Below are 16,654 nucleotides of genomic sequence, written 5' to 3' on the forward strand. Positions count from 1 at the left end.
TTCATCGGCCGGAGGCCGCCGCCGGCATAGCGCCGCGGCCTTGCCCGCGCCCTTCGCACCCCCTCGGCGGACACCTGTCCGCCTCAGTGTTCGATGCCCTTTGCCAGACCATCTGGTCATGGGCAACAACAACATCCATCCATCGAACGCGTCGCGTCCGCGAGCGCGAGGCGGCATCACCCGGCAGGCACTCGCCACGCTGGCGTTGAGCGCGGCGGGCCTGGTCGGCATCGTCGCGCGAGAGGGTTACAGCGACCGGGCCTATCCGGATCCGGTTCACGGCAGCGCCGTCCCCACGATCGGCTTCGGCTCGACCGACGGCGTGCGCATGGGCGACACCACCACGCCGGTGCCCGCGCTCGAGCGTGCATTGCGCGACATCCGCAGCTACGAGGGCGCGCTCAAGCAATGCGTGAAGGTGCCGCTGCACCAGGCCGAGTACGACGCGTACGTGAGCCTGGCCTACAACATCGGTGCCTTCAATTTCTGCACGGGCGGACGCGAAGGCCGGGTGTCCACGCTCGTGACCCGGCTCAATGCCGAGGACTACGAAGGGGCCTGCAACGCCATCCTGGACTGGAAGTACGCGGGCGGCACCGACTGCTCCGCGCCGGGCAACAAGGTCTGCGCGGGCCTCTGGAAAGACCGCCTGCGCCTGCATGCGCAATGCCTGAAGGCCGCCGGATGAGCAGCAGCTCCAGGGCCTGGCTCCGTCTCGCCGGGGCGATGCTGGCGATCGGCCTTCTCGCGGCGCTCGCCGCCGCCATCCACGAGGCCGGTGCGACACGCGAGCGCCTGGTCTGGCAGGGCAGGGAGGCGCAGCGCAACGCCGCCGCCGCCGAGGCCCTGCGCAAGGAATACGAACGCGGCCGCGCCGCCTCCACCCGCTATCAGCTGGATGCGGGCGCGCTGCAGACCCGCTATCTCGCTCTCGAAGGAATCTCCCATGAACTGCGCCAGCGCGTGGCTCTCGTGCTCCCTCCCGTCACTGCGCGTGATCGCCCTGATCGGGTCCCACGCGGCGCGCAGGCTCCTGCGCCGTTGCCGCACGATGCCGTCGAGGCGGCACCGCCAGGCCCTGTCGGCGACGATCGCCATCGCCTCAGCCTCGCTGCTGTGTGGATGTGGAACAGCGCGCTGGCGGGAACCGATGTCCCTGCCGGTGCCTGCGGATCTGCTGATACCTCCGACGCGGCCTGTGCTGCTGACTCCGGTCTTGTCGTCGACGACGCGTGGGACAACCAGCGGCTCAACGCGCGCGCCTGCGCCGCCGACCGGCTCCGTCATGCCGCGTTGATCGAGTTCCTCACGCAGAGGCCCGTGCCATGAACGATCCGGAAATCCGTGCCCAGGAGCTGTTCCTGCTCGGGCAGATCCACGGCCTGGTGTCGGCGCTCAAGGAGGGCCAGGACCGGCAGAACAGACGCATGGACGCGGTCGACGCGCGCTTCGACGCACTCGACAGCCGCCTGCGCGCGGTGGAGCAGCGCGCCGCGGCCTTCGGCGCCGCATCGGGCGGTGCCATGGCCATCGCGACCGCCCTGCTCGCGGAGAGCCTCAAGCAGTGGTTTCGCAGCAATGCCAGCGGCAACTGATGCGCGTCGCGCGGCCATCGGCGGACAGATGTCCGCCTCGGCGATCGGGGCTTCGTCGGAGACAGTGGACCCAACGACCGAGAAGAACGCCACCGCATCTTTCTGCCGCCCCGTTCGTCGCCGTTCGATGACTTTTCTTATTGCAACTGCCGTGCATCGTGTGCATGGCATGACCGTCGGAGCCTACGCATGACCTCTCTCGCCGCCATCCGCACCGCCATCGTCCAGACGCTGGGCACCGTGCCCGCCATCGGCCGCGTGCACGACCGCGAGCGCTATCTCGCGGACGAGACGGCGTTGCGCGCGCTCTTCCTGCACGAGCTGCCCGATCACGCCCTGCAGCTGCGCGGCTGGTGGTTGCGTCGTGCGCAGACCAGCGAACACGCGCTGAATGCGGTGCGTGGTGTCGCCATCGACACCTGGACCCTGCGCGGCTACCTCGCCTTCGACGACGCCGCGGGTTCCGAGCTCGCATTCGACGCCCTGATCGAAGCCATCCGCGATGCGGTGCGCGCCGATCCGACGCTCGGCGGCGCCTGCGCGCTCTCGCCGCTGAAGGACGAGGACGAAGACACCGAGGACACCGACGGCGTGCAGGTCGCGGAGGTGGGCCTCGTCGATTTCTGCGGCCTCAAGTGCCACGGCGCCACGTTGCGATTGAGGACCTGGCGCTACCTCTGAGCGTCCGCGTTTTTTTCCCCCGCTGATGGCGGGTGCCGAACGGCGATGTGTCCGTTCGGTCCCGCCGCTCTCCATCTGCGCCGCATGCACGCATCGGCAAGGACGGCATCGACGCGCCCGTGCGAACCGGGCGGTCGTGCCAGGCGCATCGCGCAATCGGTGCGTGTTTTTCGGCTCTTTCGATTCCATCCCATTCACCCGCTTTTTCAACCAACGGAGAAACGCAAACATGCCCAAACTCATGCGCAAGATGGCCATCCTGGCCAAGGCCGAAACCGTGCGCGGCACCGACGCAGCACCCACCGGCGCCGCCAATGCGATCCTGGTGAGCGAAGTCACGCTCACGCCCATCGAAGGCGACGTGATCCAGCGTGACAACGTGCGTCCGTACTTCGGTTCGCGCGGCTCGGTGCTGGTGACCCAGTACAGCAAGATCGCCTTCTCGGTCGAGATGGCGGGCGTGGCCGCGGCAGGCGACGTGCCGGCCTATGCCCCGCTGATGCGCGGCTGCGCGATCAGCGTCACCACCGCGGCCGGCGTCAGCACCACCTTCGCGCCCACCACCGACGTGCTGGAGTCGCTGACCATCTACGGCAACGTCGACGGCACCGTCTACAAGATGACCGACGCCCACGGCAACGTAAAGGCCGCCGTCGATGCCAAGGGCATCCCGAAGTGGCAGTTCGAATTCACGGGCCTGTTCGTGCCGGCCGCCGATGCACCGCTGCCGACCGCCGACTACAGCAAGTTCATGGACCCGCTGGGCGTGAACAAGGCCAACACCACGCTGAGCCTCGATGGCCTGGGCGTCGCGGCGAGTGCCTTCGCCTTCGACGCGGGCAACACCGTCGTCAAGCGGGACCTGATGACCATCGATGCCGTCGACATCACCGCGCGCGTGTCGACCGGCTCCGTCACCTTCGAGAACACCGCGGTGGCCGTGAAGGACTGGATCGGCATGGCGCGCAGCGGCACGCGCGTCGCGCTCGCGCTCAAGCATGGCCAGGGCGCGACCAACGTGGTGGAGATCAAGTCGCCGCGCGCCCAGATCGGCAAGCCCACCTACAGCGACGTCGATGGCGTCCAGATGATCACCGTGCCGCTCGAGTTCGTGCCCAGCGGCGCGGGCAACGACGAGTGGTCGATCGTCGTGCGCTGAGCGACGGGTTCATCGGAAGACGAAAGGAACACACCAGATGCCCCAGAAACTCAAGCTCGCGATCAAGCCCACTTTCGCCGCGCCGGTTCTGATGCGCGTGCCGGGCGAGGGCCAGGTCGAGGAGGTGCGCTTCGACGCGGTCTTCAAGCGATTGACGAAGACCGAGAACGACACCCTGCAGCGTCGCCTGGACGACCGCAGCCTCAACGACCGGGAACTGCTCGACATGGTGCTGGCCGACTGGAAGGGCCTGGCCGGCGACGACGGCCTGCCCTTCATCTGCACGCCCGAGAACCGTGCCGCGGCGGTGGAGGAATGGCCGGGCTTCGAGGCGGCCATCACCTACAGCTACTTCGAGCACGCGTACCCGGCCGCCATAAAAAACTGAGGGGCGCCGCGCGCTACGTGCTCGGCGCCGACACACGTGTTCACGACGAACTCGACGACGAGCTTCGCACCCAGTGTGCGTCGCTCGGACTCGATCCGGTCCGGCTGGTCTCGCCGGCGGCCGGCAGCGAGGAGATCCGCATCTTCGAGCTCTGGCCGGAACACCAGGAGGCCTTCGAGGTGTTCCATGCCTGCCGCACGCAGTGGCGCGTGGTCGCGGGGCCCGCGGGCACCTGGCACCAGGGGCTCGACTTCGGTGCGGTCGACGTGGCGATGCGGCGCCTCGGCATTCCGCGTGCGCGGCAGCGCGAGGTTTTCCTGCAGCTGCAGGTGATGGAGGACGAGGGGATCGGCGTGCTGAACGCCTAGCGGCGGCACGGGCCCTCGGCCCATCGAAGAAGCGTGGGGCTGACGAATGTCGGCCTCATTTTTTCCTCCTCTCGAAAGGACCATACGGACATGGCTCTCCTATCAAGAAACACAACCGCGGGTTCAGGCGCCTCCGCAGCACCTGGCCAACTCCAACAGGTCGGCCAAGCCCTCGAAACCCTCGCCAATCTGGTTTCCGGGAACAAGTTGCAGGCGGCTCTCGATACCGTCACCTACGGCTACAAGGCCGGGCTCAAGGGCAGCCGGGAGGACGTCGATTACACCAACGCAAAGATTCCGTCGGGCAACTACGCAGGCCTTTCGAACAGCGAGCTTCAGAAGATTGCCAGCGATATCGCGAAGCAGGGCGCCACGCAGGCCCTTGCATCGGAGGCCCTGGTCAAGCTCATGCAGTCCGGAAAGGTGTCCGGCTCCGTGATGCCGGTTGCGGCGACGGCCGTCGTGGAGATGAATCGACTCGGGAAGGTTCCGATCGAGGATGCGACGGAACTGTTCTCCAAGATTCGAGACGAGCCCACGAAGTCCTCGCGCGACCTGAACAGGGAGCACCGGTTTCTCGGCCCAGCCGAGTACGAGCGGATTGGCAAGCTCGAGGCGAGCGGTCAGAAGGAGGCTGCCGGCGATCTGGCTCAGAAGCTCTTCGCCGAAGCGCGGATCCGCGAAGCCAGAACCGCAGCGGCAAACCGAGGTCTGTTCGATCGCCTGACGCAGTCGGGAACGGATTTCTTGGCATCCGTCGATGACGGGGTGCGCGACTGGGGGCGGCGAAAGACCCCGCAGCAGAGACTGGACGAAGCATCTCGACTGCAGAAGCGCTTCGACGAGCGGGAAACCGAAGAGGGCAGGAGGTTCGCTGTGACCGGCGGTGATGCCGTGGTTGGTTTCCCGAATCGTTCCTCGGCGGGGAAAAGAGCACGCGAGGAGGTCGAGCGGCGTGCGGAGATCGTGCGATTGGAGGCGCAAAGCAACGCGGCGCAAAGCGAAAGAACCCGGCAGGCCAACTCGGCCATCGATGCCATTCAAGAAGGCGCGGATCGGAGGTCTGAAGAGGAACGCGAGAAGAGTCTTGCTGGACGGATCGTCGAGGGGCTGAAGCAACCCAGCGTCACCGGTGTTGAGCGAGCTCGTGCTGATCGCGGCGAAAATTCCCCAGGCAGATCCCTGCCAACGAGCAGGGCAAACGCCAGCGCACGCCTGGCCTCGCGCGAGGGCGTGAATACCGGTGCGACGGTGATCTGTGCAAAGTGCACCGACGATGCGACTGCGCGTTCGCGCACGGGCGAAGAGGCCGCGACCGGTCCCGCCACGGTCAAGGATTCCGCGGGAGAACGACAAGACCCGTCCGTGGAGTCGATGCGCCGGGCCACCTCGAGCGTTCTTGACCAGACGGCAGCCCTGAAAGCCAGGAACGAGGAGCAAGGCAAGTCCCAGGTCGTTCTGCAGGAGCTGGGCATCGCGCAGCTGGAGCAGCAGTACCGCGACCTCGAAGCCACCGACAACGTCATCCCCGGCTATATCGACGCGCTGAGCCGGCGCATCGATGCGGAGAAGAACCTGCTGCAGGTCACGCGCGAATCCGAAGGCATCAAGTCGGCCGAGGACAAGAAGAAGGAGCAGGAAGGCCGTTCCAAGAAGCTCTCGGACGATCTCAACGGCACGTTCAAGGAAGGCATCACGGGGCTGATGCAGGGCCAGGAAGGCGCGATCGACAAGATGGCCGAGTCCCTCAAGAAGAAGGTCTCCGGCGCGCTGGCCGATGCGCTCTACGACGCGACGCTCAAGCCCGCGGTGGAGAAATTCACCGGCTGGCTGTCCAACTCGATCACGGGGCTGTTCAACGGGGGTGGGAGCGGCGGAGGAAGCGGTGGTGGTGGCGGCAACTGGTTCGGAAGCCTCGTCACCTCCGTGCTCGGATTCTTCGGCGTGGGCAGCGCGAAGGGCAATGTCTTTTCCTCGCCCGGCCTGCACGCCTACTCGAGCAGCATCGTCGACCGCCCCACGTTCTTCCCGTTTGCCAAGGGCATCGGCCTGATGGGCGAGGCGGGGGCCGAGGCCATCATGCCCTTGCGCCGTGGCACCGACGGGCGACTGGGCGTGAGCCTGCAGGGAGGCGGTGCGGCCGCGCAGGCGCTGCACTTCGCGCCCTCGAATGTCTTCTACATCGATTCGCGATCCGACAGGGGCGCCGTCATGGCCGACCTCGATCGCGTGCTCCAAGCCAACAACGAGGGTCAGATGGAACAACTCAAGCGCATGCGGGTGGTGCCCCAATGAGCATCGTCACACTTCCGCCGAACCTGCCGGTCAAGCGCCAGGATTTCGGCCTGCAGACATTCGACCTGAGCTTCAGCAGCGGCGATACCGGCTCCACGCAGGTAGCCGTGCTGGCACCGCCGCGACGCACCTGCGCGCTCGTGAGCGAGGAGCGCATTCCCTCGATGAGCGAGGCCGCGCAATGGCGCGCGCTCGCCCACGCATTGCGCGGCCAGGTCAACGTGCTCGCGATCTGCGATCTGCTGCAACCGGTGCCGCGCGGCACGGCGCGCGGCACCTGGACCGCGGTGGCGGCACTGGCCGGCGCCTCGTCGCTGTCGATCCAGATGGGGGCCGCGCAGGCCGGCAAGACGCTGCTGCAGGGCGACTGGATCGGCGTCAACCAGGGGTCGGTCCAGCGCCAGCTGCTGCACGTGCAGGCCGACGCGGTCGCCGATGCCGCGGGCCTGATCGTGGTGCAGATCGAGCCGGTGCTGCGCGTCGCCGTGGCCGCGGGCAGCGCGGTCGTCTGGGACCGGCCGACCTGCCTGATGCGCAGGACCGACACGAAGAGCAACTGGAGTTCGGAGTCGCGCGCGCAGGGCGGCTTCAGCTTCGACCTGATGGAGTCCTGGGAATGACGGTGAACACCAATGCGGGATTCGACGCGGCCAGCCGTGCCGGCGCCTACGGCGTGATGGCGCTGGCGGAGCTGCAGCTTCGCTCGGGCACGGTGCGCTACACCACCTGGCCGGTCAACGTGCAGACGATGGGCCAGTCCTGGCTGGGCCTGGGCAACCTGGGATCGATCGGCGAGTTGCACGAGAGCGAGGACGGCGCGGCTGAGAAGCTCACGCTGACGCTCTCGCCGATCGACGTGGGCACGCGCGCGCTCGCGCTCGGCGATCCGGCCGACTACCAGGACCGGCGCGTGCGCATCTGGATCGCGCTGGTCGATGCGGCCACGCTGCAGATCACCGGCCAGCCGGTATTGCGCTTCGTGGGCGTGATGGACCAGATGAAGATCGAGCGCGACGGCACGACAGCGTCGATCGGCATGGACTGCCGCACGGCGAGCTACGACGTGCGCAGCAATCCGGCCGCGCTGCGCATGAACCATGCGCAGCACCAGGCACGGCATCCGGGCGAGATGGGCTTCAGCTACCTCACCAGCATCATCGGCAACCCGGCCGTGTGGGTGGGCAAGTGGCTGCAGGCCAATCTCCAGTACCGCCAGCTGCTGGGAGTGGGCTCCAAATGAACGCCGATCTCGACGCCTTCATCGAGGCCCGGCGCGCGCTGCGCTTCGCCTACTTCGAGAACGACTGCGCCACGTTCGCGGCGGACTGGGTGCGCGAGGTGCGTGGCACCGATCCGCTGGCCCCGTTGCGCGCCGACGACGGCGCCCTGGTGCCGCGGCGCCTGTTGACCGCGCTGCGCCACGTGCGGGCCGCCGGTGGTTTCGAGGCCATGGGCAATGCCTTGCTCGGGCCGTCGAAGCCCGGCCTGTGCGCCCAGCGCGGCGACGTGGTGCTCGCCCGCAGTGGCGGCCGCATCGGCCGCGTCTCCGGTCATTGCTTCGGCATCTGCACCGGCACCCACGTCGCTGCGCTCGGCGTGGATCGAATGAACTTTCTTCCCTTGACGGCAGCGGTGGCTGCATGGAGGTCTGCATGCGCGGCGTGACAACTCGTCTTTTTGCGTTCCTGGCGTTGCTGCTGGTTTGCGGCAGCGCGTCTGCCGATCCGGTCAGCGGCTTGATCTCCGTCATCGGCACGGCACTCGCTGGCACTGGGGCATTGGCGTCCTGGGCGATGCTGGCTGTCAGCGTGGTCTCGAGCCTGTCGAAGGCCTCCCAGGCCCGCAAGCAGGCGCGCCAAGCCGCTGCGCGCAAGGCCGCCGAGGACGCCGCCAACCTGCGCGACCGCACCACGACCATCGTGAGCGCGGAATCGCCATGGACCACCATCTACGGCGCGCCGGCACCCGTAGGCGGTTCGATCGTGGCCGTGCTCGACAGCGGCGCGCAGGCGCAGTTCAAGCATGTGGTGATCGTCTTCGCGGCCCACGAGTGCGAGGCGATCGACGAGATCTTCATCGAAGGCACGTCGGTCGGTCGCCCCAACGCGACGGGCTGGACCGACGGCGCCGAGTTCCAGTTGCCACCGCTGTTCAAGGGATGGCCGTCGGAAGGCCCCGCCGTCAACGTCCAGTTCCACACCTCGCCGGGCGGTGTCGATACCGCGGACGTCTTCATGAGGGACAGCCTCAAGGCTACCTTCCCCGACCTCGATCTCTGGACCGATGCGCACCGGCTCAGTGGCTACACCTACGCGGTCGTGACGCTGAACATGCTGTTCGAGCGCTTCCAGGGAGGGCTGCCCGCGATCACCGCGCGGATCCGCGGCAAGAAGGTCTACGACCCACGCAACGGGCAGACCCGCTACTCGCGCAATCCGGCGCTGTGCCTGGCGGACTTCATCCGTTCGGAAGCCGGCTACCTCGCGGCCGCCGACCAGATCGACGAAGCCGCGCTGATCGGCGCGGCCAGCGCCTGCGACGACCAGGTCTATACGGGTGTCGACGCCGAGAACTACGGCAACTCGAACGTCCGCTACACCTGCGACGGTGCCTTTCGCTCCGATCAGGACCGCGAGAGCACCCGCCAGCAGCTCGAGGAGTCGATGGCCGGCTTCTCGCTCGAGACCGGTGGCGTCTGGCGCATCCAGGCGGGCGCGTGGTCGACGGCGGTGCTGAATCTCACGGACGTCGACATGCTGTCGCCGACCGCCGTGGTCCAGACCGCCAACGTCGGCGCGGACCGGATCAACGGTGTGCGCGGCACCTACGTGAACGCGGCACGCAATGGCGTGAACGAGGACTTCAAGCCCTACCAGAACACCGTGTTCCGCGCGCAGGACGAGAAGGACAAGTTCCGCGACATGGCGTTGGCCTTCACCGGCTCTCACGTGCGCTGCCACCAGCTGGCGCGCGTGGCCGTCGAGCAGAGCCGCGGTGGCCTGGTGCTGCGGATCCATCCCAAGATGCTGGCCTGGCACCTGCAGCCCGGCGACCGGATCGTGCTCTCGAGCGCGCTGTACGGCTTCACCAACAAGACCTTCCGCGTGCAGGACTGGAGCTACCAGCGCAACGCGCCGCTGAGCTTGCAAGTGATCGAGGACGTGCCCGCCTACTACGACCTCGCCGACGAGGTGCTGTCGGATGCCGCGCCAAACACCAACCTTCCCAGCCCCTTCATCGCGCCGCAGACGCCGATGGACCTCATGGTGAAGAGCGGGCCGGAACTGATGGTGCAGCAGGGCAGCTCGACGGTGGTGCGGGCGCGCGTGAGCTGGGCGCCCTGGGCCGACGATGCGGCCGCCCGAACGGGTGCGATCCGGGTGCAATGGCGGCTGATGCAGACCGGCGAGGGATGGCAGAGCATCGACCTGCCGGGCGACGCCGTCGAGACCTTCCTGCTCGGACTGTCCGTGGGCGGCGTCTACCAGGTGCGCGCGCGCTTCGCGACGCCCTACGCGGTCAGCAGCTGGGTGATGGTCGAGCACGTGGTGACGGGCAAGACGCAACCGCCCGGCAGCGTCAGCGGGCTGCAGCTCGGCGTGGAGAACGACGGTGTTCATGCGCGCTGGGCCGAGCCGGCGGGCCTCGACCTGCTCGACTGGAACCTGACCGAGCTGCGCATCGGCACGGACTGGGCCACCGCCGCGGAGGTCTGGTCGGGCAAGGCGGTTCAGGCGAACCTTGGCTGGCTGCAGGCGGGCGTGGTCAAGCTGTGGGCATCGCACGGCGACACCACGGGCCGGTGGTCCACGCCGGTGTCGACCGCCATCGAGATCCTGTCACCCGCGCAGCCCGTGCTGACCGGGCAGGCCTTCCGCGACCAGGTCGAACTGCAGTGGCCCGCGAGCGGGACCACGCAGCCCCTGCGGGGCTACGAGGTGCGCGTCGGCTCCGTCTATGCGGAAGCACGCGTGCTGAGCCTGGTGGACGCGCTCGGCTACAAGTACACGCAGACGGTGCCGGGCACCTACCTGTACTGGGTGTGCGCCGTCGACCTGGCGGGCAATCGCAGCGCGCCGGGTTTCAAGGAGCTGATCACGTTGCCGGGCATCGACGAGGCCCTGGAAGAACTGCAGGAGGGGCTGCAGGAAACCGTCGACCAGCTGAAGCAGTCCGACAGCGCCAATGCCGCGGCGATCGCACAGGAAGCGCAGAACCGCGCCGCGGCGCTGGTGGCCGAAGGGCAGGCGCGCGTCCAGGCCGTGCAGGCCGAGGCGCAGAACCGCTTCACGGCGTTGCAAGCCGAGGCCCAGACTCGCGCGCAACAGATCGCCGGCCTGACCGATGCCATGTCGGACGAAGCCGCGGCGCGCGCGGCGGCCGATACCGCCGAAGTGCAGGCGCGCATCGCCGCCGTGGCGCGAGAGGTCACGGATCGAACCACGGCCGTGCAGGCCGAAGCCACGCTGCGCGCGAATGCGATCACGGCCGAGCAGAACGCACGTGCCGCGGCGCTGATCGCCGAGGCTGCCGCGCGCGGCACCGCGATCTCGAACGAAGCCACCGTGCGCCAGCAGGCCGACAGCGCGCTCTCGTCGCAGTTCACGACCTTGACGGCCTCGCTGTCGACCACGGCCGCGGCGTTGCAGACCGAGCAGAGCGCGCGCGTCAGTGGCGATGCTGCCGAGGCCGGTGCGCGCCAGCAGCTTGCCACCCAGTTGCAGAATGCCGATGCGACGCTGGCCGCTTCGCTCGCCAGCGAGGCGGTGGCGCGAAGCACGGCCGATAGCGCCGAAGCACGCAGCCGCGAATCCTTGTCGGTCTCGCTGACGGGGTTGCAGGACGTGGGCGCGAGCCTCGACTATGTGCAGGGCCCGTCGCTCCTGCTCGATTTCGCGGCATCGAGCTACCGCGTCTGGCAGCCCGCCACCATGACCAGCGTCGGTGGCTTGCTGGCCGAGGAGCGCCAGGCGCGGCTGACGGCCGATGCGGCCGAGGTGACAGCGCGCGAGACCCTGCAGGCGCAGCTCACCGGTGGCTACGACGGCACGGATCTGTCGCAGGTCACGAGCGGGCTGATCTTTCAGGAGAGCACCGCGCGCGCCAGGCAGGACGAGGCGCTGGCGCAGCAGATCACGCTGATTTCGGCGGGCGTGGGCGAGCAGTTCGACTACGCGAAGATCTGGTACTTCGATACCGGCGTGGAGGCCTGGGGCGGCAATGGCGCACCGGTCGCTACGGCAGGTTGGCTGCGGCCGGCAAATGCGAGCGACCCGTGGGTGATCTCGCCCACGGGCCTCGCGAGCGCGGGAGCGACCTTCAGCCAGGTGCGCATCCGGATCCGCAAGGTCGGCGCGCCCGTCTGGGCCGGCCAGATCTTCTGGCGCGCGGCCGCCGACACCGGCTTCACCGGAGGCCGCGCCGCGACGCTGAACGAGCCGACCTACGATGCCGCCGGCATCGGCATGGTCAACGTGAGCCCCGGCTGGGACGTGACGGTGGACCAGATCCGTATCGATCTCTCGGTCGCGCAGTCGGCCACCGACTACTTCGAGATCGACTGGGTGGCGATCGGCAGGCCGTCGCCGGGCGCCTCCAACGCGGCGCTGCAGGCCGAGGCCACCGCGCGTGCGAGCGCCGACGCGGCGCAGGTCACGGCGCGCGAGACCCTGGCGGCGCAACTGCGTGGCAATTACGCCGGCAACGACGTCGGTGCGCTGAGCTCGGGCCTGCTGGCGGCCGAGCGCGACGCGCGCGTCTCGGCCGATGCCGCCGAGGTGACGGCACGGCAGCAGCTTGCCGCCACCGTGACCGGCAACAAGACGGCCGCGGACGCCGCGATGCTGACCGAGCAGACGGTTCGCGCCAATGCGGATGCGGCCGAGGTCTCGGCGCGGCAGGCACTGGGCGCGTCGCTGTCCACCAGCCTGTCGACCGTGTCCGCCAACCTCACGGCCGAGCAGACCGCGCGGGCGAATGCCGACACCGCCGAGGTGAGCGCACGCGAGGCGCTGGCCACGCAGATGCGCGGCAGCTATGCCGGCACCGACGTGAATGCGCTGAGCGCGGGCCTGGTCTTCAGCGAACGCCAGGCCCGCATCAGCGCCGACACGGCCGAGGTGACGGCGCGCCAGGCCTTGTCGACCACCGTCGTCAACAACAAGACGCAGACCGATGCGGCAATCGTGGCGGAGCAGTCCGCGCGCTCGGATGGCGACAGCGCGAATGCCAACGCGATCTCGGCGTTGTCGACTTCACTGTCGACCACCCTGACCAGCACCACCGCGGCGCTGCAGACCGAGGTCAATGCGCGCGTGCGTGCCGATGCGGCCGAGATCACCCAGCGGCAGGGGCTGTCCGCGGCGTTGACCGGCATGCCCGATATCTCGGGCACGCTGGCAACGGTGATCGGTGCGTCGATGGAGGCGAACTTCCTCGAGGACAGCTACGGCCTGTGGCAGAGCCCGACGGGTGCGATCCTCACGTCCGGCCTGATCTACGAAGAGCGGCAGGCGCGCATCACCGATGACCAGGCGGAGGTGACGGCGCGCCAGGTGTTGGCCACGTCCGTCTCGACGGGCCTGTCGACCGTGACCGCGGGCCTCACCGCCGAGCAGTCGGCGCGCAGCAATGCCGACAGTGCCGAGGTCGCGGCACGCGAGACCCTGGCCACGCAGATCCGCGGCGCCTATGCGGGCGGCGATCTCAACGCGGTCACCGGCGGGTTGATCTACAGCGAACGCCAGGCGCGCGTGGCCGCGGACAACGCCGAGGTGGTGGCCCGCCAGGCGCTGGCGGCCTCGATGTCGACCGGACTGTCGACGTCCAATGCCGGGCTGCTCAGCGAACAGACGGCCCGCGTCGCGGCCGACGCCGCGCAAGCCGGCTCGATCAGCGCACTTTCGACGACCGTGAGCAACAACCAGACGGCCGGCATGGCCGCACTGACCAGCGAAGCCGATGCGCGCGCACGGGCCGACGCGGCGGAGGTGTCGCAGCGGCAGGCGCTTTCTGCGGTGTTGACGGGAGCGGAAGAGATCGCCGGCAGGCTCGTGGATGTCGAAGGACCTTCGTTGCGTCTCAAGTTCGCACAGCCGTCCGGCGCGGAACTCGGCGCATGGCAACCACTGTCACTGGGCGGCCTGGCCAGCGGCCTGGTCTACGACGAACGCAGTGCGCGCATCACGGCGGACAACGCCAACGCCGCGGCAATCACCAGCGTGAGCACGCGGCTGTCGACGGCCGAAACCGGCATCGTCGCCGGCGCGGCCGCGACTTCGGTGCTCTCGACCTCCGTAAGTTCGATCAACGGCACGATCTCGGCCCAGGCCACGCAGATCGGCCAGTTGTCGACCTCGGCGGGCGCGAACACGGCGGCGATCACGAACACGGCGTCGGCGTTGGCGACGCTCGATGGGAAGGTGAAGAGCAGCTGGCGTTTGAATGCCGATGCGAACGGCAAGGTCTCGGGTTTGATCCTGGACAACGATGGCACGACCTCGAACATGGTGGTGCAGGTGGACAAGTTCGCCATTGCACAGACCGGGCCGGCCGGCGAAACGAAGTTTCCTTTCGTCGTCGGCAACATCGGCGGAACAAGCTCCATCGGCGTGGACGGCAACATGTTCATCGACGGGTCGATCAAGGCCCGCTCGCTCGATGTCGAACAGCTCACGGCAACGATCTCGAGGTTGAACTACATCAACTCAGGCCAGATCACGATCAACGGCAACCTGGCCGGTAATGACTGGGGATACATCCGAAGTCCTGGCAAATGGCGCGACGAGAACTGGGGCTGGATTCTGGCGCAGCACCCGAACGGCTCCATGTTCGTCGACTTCAACATCGCCGGGTGCGGCCTAGTGATGCACCACCAGGCCAACCAGTTCGGGCACTTCCGCTTGTGGGGGCCGAACTTCAACCTGGATCAGAACGGGCTGACGATTGGCAGAGCTGCGATCGGGACGCTCAGTATTGCTGAAGGCGCCGTGACTTCGCCGACAGGGCGTGCAGAAACCGGGCCGACTGTTGCCATCAACCACAAGGTGCCCGACTTCGAAGGGAGGTGGGTGCTGACATACATCACGGCGTCGACATTTATTCCGCCGCTCGCGGGTGGTGGTCTCGGGGGTTTTATGACGATCTCCGTAGACGGGACCGAAATCTGGAGGGGCGTCGGCGTGCCGGGTTCGACGGTCACCGGGGTGATGGTCAAGGAGCTACCACCGGGCGTTCGCAACATCACTGCGGTCGGCACTTTCGGTGGCTCCAGTACTTCCATCTTTGCACTCAGCTGCCAGAGGTAATCCATGCCCAACTACACAGCCTACGACAAGGTCACCGGTCGCGTCATCGCGCGGGGGACTGCGCCCAGCGACGAGGCCTGCCGGATGCAGGCCGCGGGAGTCCACGAGGGCATCCTCATCGGCGATGTACCGCGAGACCATTACCTTGACCCGCAGACGCTTGCACCGATCTCGATGGGCGAGCAGCCGACCGAACACTGCGTCTTCGACTGGTCATCGCACGCCTGGGTCGATCCGCGAACGCCGGAGGACAGACGCCAGGCACTGCGCAGCCAGGTGGCCGAGCGCCGCTGGGCATTGGAGACCGGTGGCCTGGTGTTGCCTGACGGCCTGCGCGTGAGCACCAAGCGTTCCGATCGCGATGCGCTCACCGCGCTTCTGGTCACAGCCGAGCGTGCCGGCATCGAGGGGGTGGATTTCAAGTTTGACAGCGGTTGGGCTCGCATGAATCGGAGCGAGCTCGATGCCGTGACTCGCCTGCTCGCGCTGCATGTACAGGCCTGCTTCTCGTCCGAACGTGCGCATCAAGAAGCCATTGCGGCGCTGGAGACCGATGCGCAGTTCGATGCCTACGACTGCGGGGCCGGGTGGCCTCAAAACGACCTGCGCGTATCGCCACCCGATGAACCGTCTGCCAGCTCTTGACCTAGGGAAACTCATTCATGACCACCACGCTTACCGAAAAGACCTTCGCGCAGTTGCTGACCGCCTCCGGCGGTGCGAATGGCACGTGCGTGAATGCGCAAGGGAGGATCGAGGCCGCGGTTGCGCCTGCCTTCGACTACGACCCCATATCGAAAGCCGCGAGAGGCTTGCGCTTCCGCGGTCCCGTGCGCACCAACCTGCTCCAGAACAGCCAGCTCAGTTTGGGCATTGCAGAGGGAACGACCCCGCCTACCGTCGGCTCGGCGACGGTCGAAGGCGAAGACTGCTCGTTCGTGACCTTCGTGCCGGGTCTGAATCCCGGCTATGCAGGGGCGCGGTGGCGTTCCTCGCCCTACGCGGTTGGCGCGATCGGCCTGTCGACCACGTACACCTGGAGCGTCTACATCAAGCTGAGCCGCCCGCTGGCCGTTGGCGAGTCGATGACGGTGTACTACACCGGTACGAGCGCCATGGGCAGCTTCGTCATCGATGCCGCCAAGTCGACGCAGTTCGTCGACCGATTCACACGCATCTCGGTTTCGGGTGCCACCCCGAACGTCAACGGCTCCGTCTACCCAGTCGTGCACGCCACCGGCACCCCGATGGCCAGCAGCCTCACCGTCTGGATTTGCAAGGGACAGCTCGAAGTGGGCACGACGCCGTCGAGCTACATCGCGGTGCCGTCAACGACGCCCATCATGCGGACTGTCGATCAGATCCATATTCCGAATCTCCAGAGCCAGCCTTGGTACAACCAGCGCGAAGGCACGATATGCGTGCGCCTGAGCCAGGTCTCCAATCTGGCACCCGCCAGCGCCATGATCTGCGGAATCACGGATGCCGCCGGTGCGAACAGTCGCATGTTGCTCTACTTCGCGGGAACGAATGAGATCGGGGCGAACTGCTTCGACAGGGGCGCGCAGCTCGCGGCTACTTCGATTCCCGGTAGCGCCACTCCCGTCGGGCAGGTTCGCAAAGTTGCTCTTTCGTGGAAACAAGGGCGATTCGCCATCCAGTGTGATGACAGGCCCGCGGTTTCCGTTGGGCTTGCCTCGCTACCGGTTTTTACAAACCCCACCCTGTGGCTAGGCCATCGCAACAACGGGGCCGATCCGATCGATGCCGCCATCCAGGATTTCGTCTATTGGCCCAAGGCTGCCAATGCCACCGAGATCGTCTCCCTGACCCCCGAAACCGAAACCATCACTGGCTGACCC

Annotated in this window: 14 protein-coding genes; all 14 read left to right on the plus strand. The window is 67.5% G+C overall.

Features of this window, described 5'->3' with window-relative positions; genetic code table 11:
* Window positions 1-118: 118 nt before the first annotated feature.
* Window positions 119-688 (plus strand): lysozyme, encoded by a 570-nt coding sequence (locus tag AC07PU_RS25170; RefSeq protein WP_208513531.1) that lies wholly within the window; start codon window positions 119-121, stop codon window positions 686-688.
* Window positions 685-1,329, plus strand: a complete 645-nt coding sequence (locus AC07PU_RS25175) for a hypothetical protein (RefSeq protein ID WP_495321352.1) — start codon at window positions 685-687, stop codon at window positions 1,327-1,329. The genes AC07PU_RS25170 and AC07PU_RS25175 overlap by 4 nt, the downstream gene beginning before the upstream one ends.
* Entirely contained in the window at window positions 1,326-1,595 is a 270-nt protein-coding gene (locus AC07PU_RS25180) for a hypothetical protein (protein WP_281078879.1), read from the plus strand. Before AC07PU_RS25175 ends, AC07PU_RS25180 begins: the two co-directional genes overlap by 4 nt.
* A 189-nt stretch (window positions 1,596-1,784) precedes the next feature.
* Window positions 1,785-2,276, plus strand: a complete 492-nt coding sequence (locus AC07PU_RS25185) for a hypothetical protein (protein WP_495321353.1) — start codon at window positions 1,785-1,787, stop codon at window positions 2,274-2,276.
* Between the two features lie 229 nt (window positions 2,277-2,505).
* Window positions 2,506-3,435 carry a phage tail tube protein gene (locus AC07PU_RS25190; protein ID WP_093343524.1) on the plus strand — a complete coding sequence of 310 codons (930 nt, stop codon included), beginning with the start codon at window positions 2,506-2,508 and terminating at the stop codon, window positions 3,433-3,435.
* Window positions 3,436-3,472: 37 nt separating this feature from the next.
* Window positions 3,473-3,823, plus strand: a complete 351-nt coding sequence (locus tag AC07PU_RS25195; RefSeq protein ID WP_495321354.1) for a hypothetical protein — start codon at window positions 3,473-3,475, stop codon at window positions 3,821-3,823.
* 17 nt (window positions 3,824-3,840) lie between these two features.
* Window positions 3,841-4,191, plus strand: coding sequence for a DUF1799 domain-containing protein (locus AC07PU_RS25200; RefSeq protein WP_479671166.1), 351 nt, complete (start codon window positions 3,841-3,843; stop codon window positions 4,189-4,191).
* A gap of 90 nt (window positions 4,192-4,281) precedes the next feature.
* The gene (locus tag AC07PU_RS25205; protein ID WP_495321355.1) at window positions 4,282-6,486 is read left to right on the plus strand and encodes a phage tail length tape measure family protein; all 2,205 of its coding nucleotides are present in this window, start codon (window positions 4,282-4,284) and stop codon (window positions 6,484-6,486) included.
* On the plus strand, window positions 6,483-7,106 hold the full coding sequence (locus AC07PU_RS25210; protein ID WP_093343518.1) for a hypothetical protein: 624 nt from the start codon (window positions 6,483-6,485) through the stop codon (window positions 7,104-7,106). Before AC07PU_RS25205 ends, AC07PU_RS25210 begins: the two co-directional genes overlap by 4 nt.
* On the plus strand, window positions 7,103-7,726 hold the full coding sequence (locus AC07PU_RS25215) for a hypothetical protein (protein WP_495321356.1): 624 nt from the start codon (window positions 7,103-7,105) through the stop codon (window positions 7,724-7,726). Before AC07PU_RS25210 ends, AC07PU_RS25215 begins: the two co-directional genes overlap by 4 nt.
* Window positions 7,723-8,151 (plus strand): DUF6950 family protein, encoded by a 429-nt coding sequence (locus AC07PU_RS25220; protein WP_495321357.1) that lies wholly within the window; start codon window positions 7,723-7,725, stop codon window positions 8,149-8,151. The genes AC07PU_RS25215 and AC07PU_RS25220 overlap by 4 nt, the downstream gene beginning before the upstream one ends.
* A complete protein-coding gene (locus AC07PU_RS25225; protein ID WP_495321358.1) occupies window positions 8,139-14,792 on the plus strand; it encodes a hypothetical protein in 6,654 nt (2,217 codons plus the stop codon). The genes AC07PU_RS25220 and AC07PU_RS25225 overlap by 13 nt, the downstream gene beginning before the upstream one ends.
* Before the next feature lie 3 nt (window positions 14,793-14,795).
* Window positions 14,796-15,437 carry a DUF4376 domain-containing protein gene (locus tag AC07PU_RS25230; RefSeq protein ID WP_495321359.1) on the plus strand — a complete coding sequence of 214 codons (642 nt, stop codon included), beginning with the start codon at window positions 14,796-14,798 and terminating at the stop codon, window positions 15,435-15,437.
* A 17-nt stretch (window positions 15,438-15,454) separates the two neighbouring features.
* A complete protein-coding gene (locus AC07PU_RS25235) occupies window positions 15,455-16,651 on the plus strand; it encodes a hypothetical protein (protein ID WP_495321360.1) in 1,197 nt (398 codons plus the stop codon).
* The last annotated feature ends 3 nt before the right edge of the window (window positions 16,652-16,654 follow it).

Source organism: Variovorax sp. GW821-FHT10D07, from assembly GCF_059415325.1.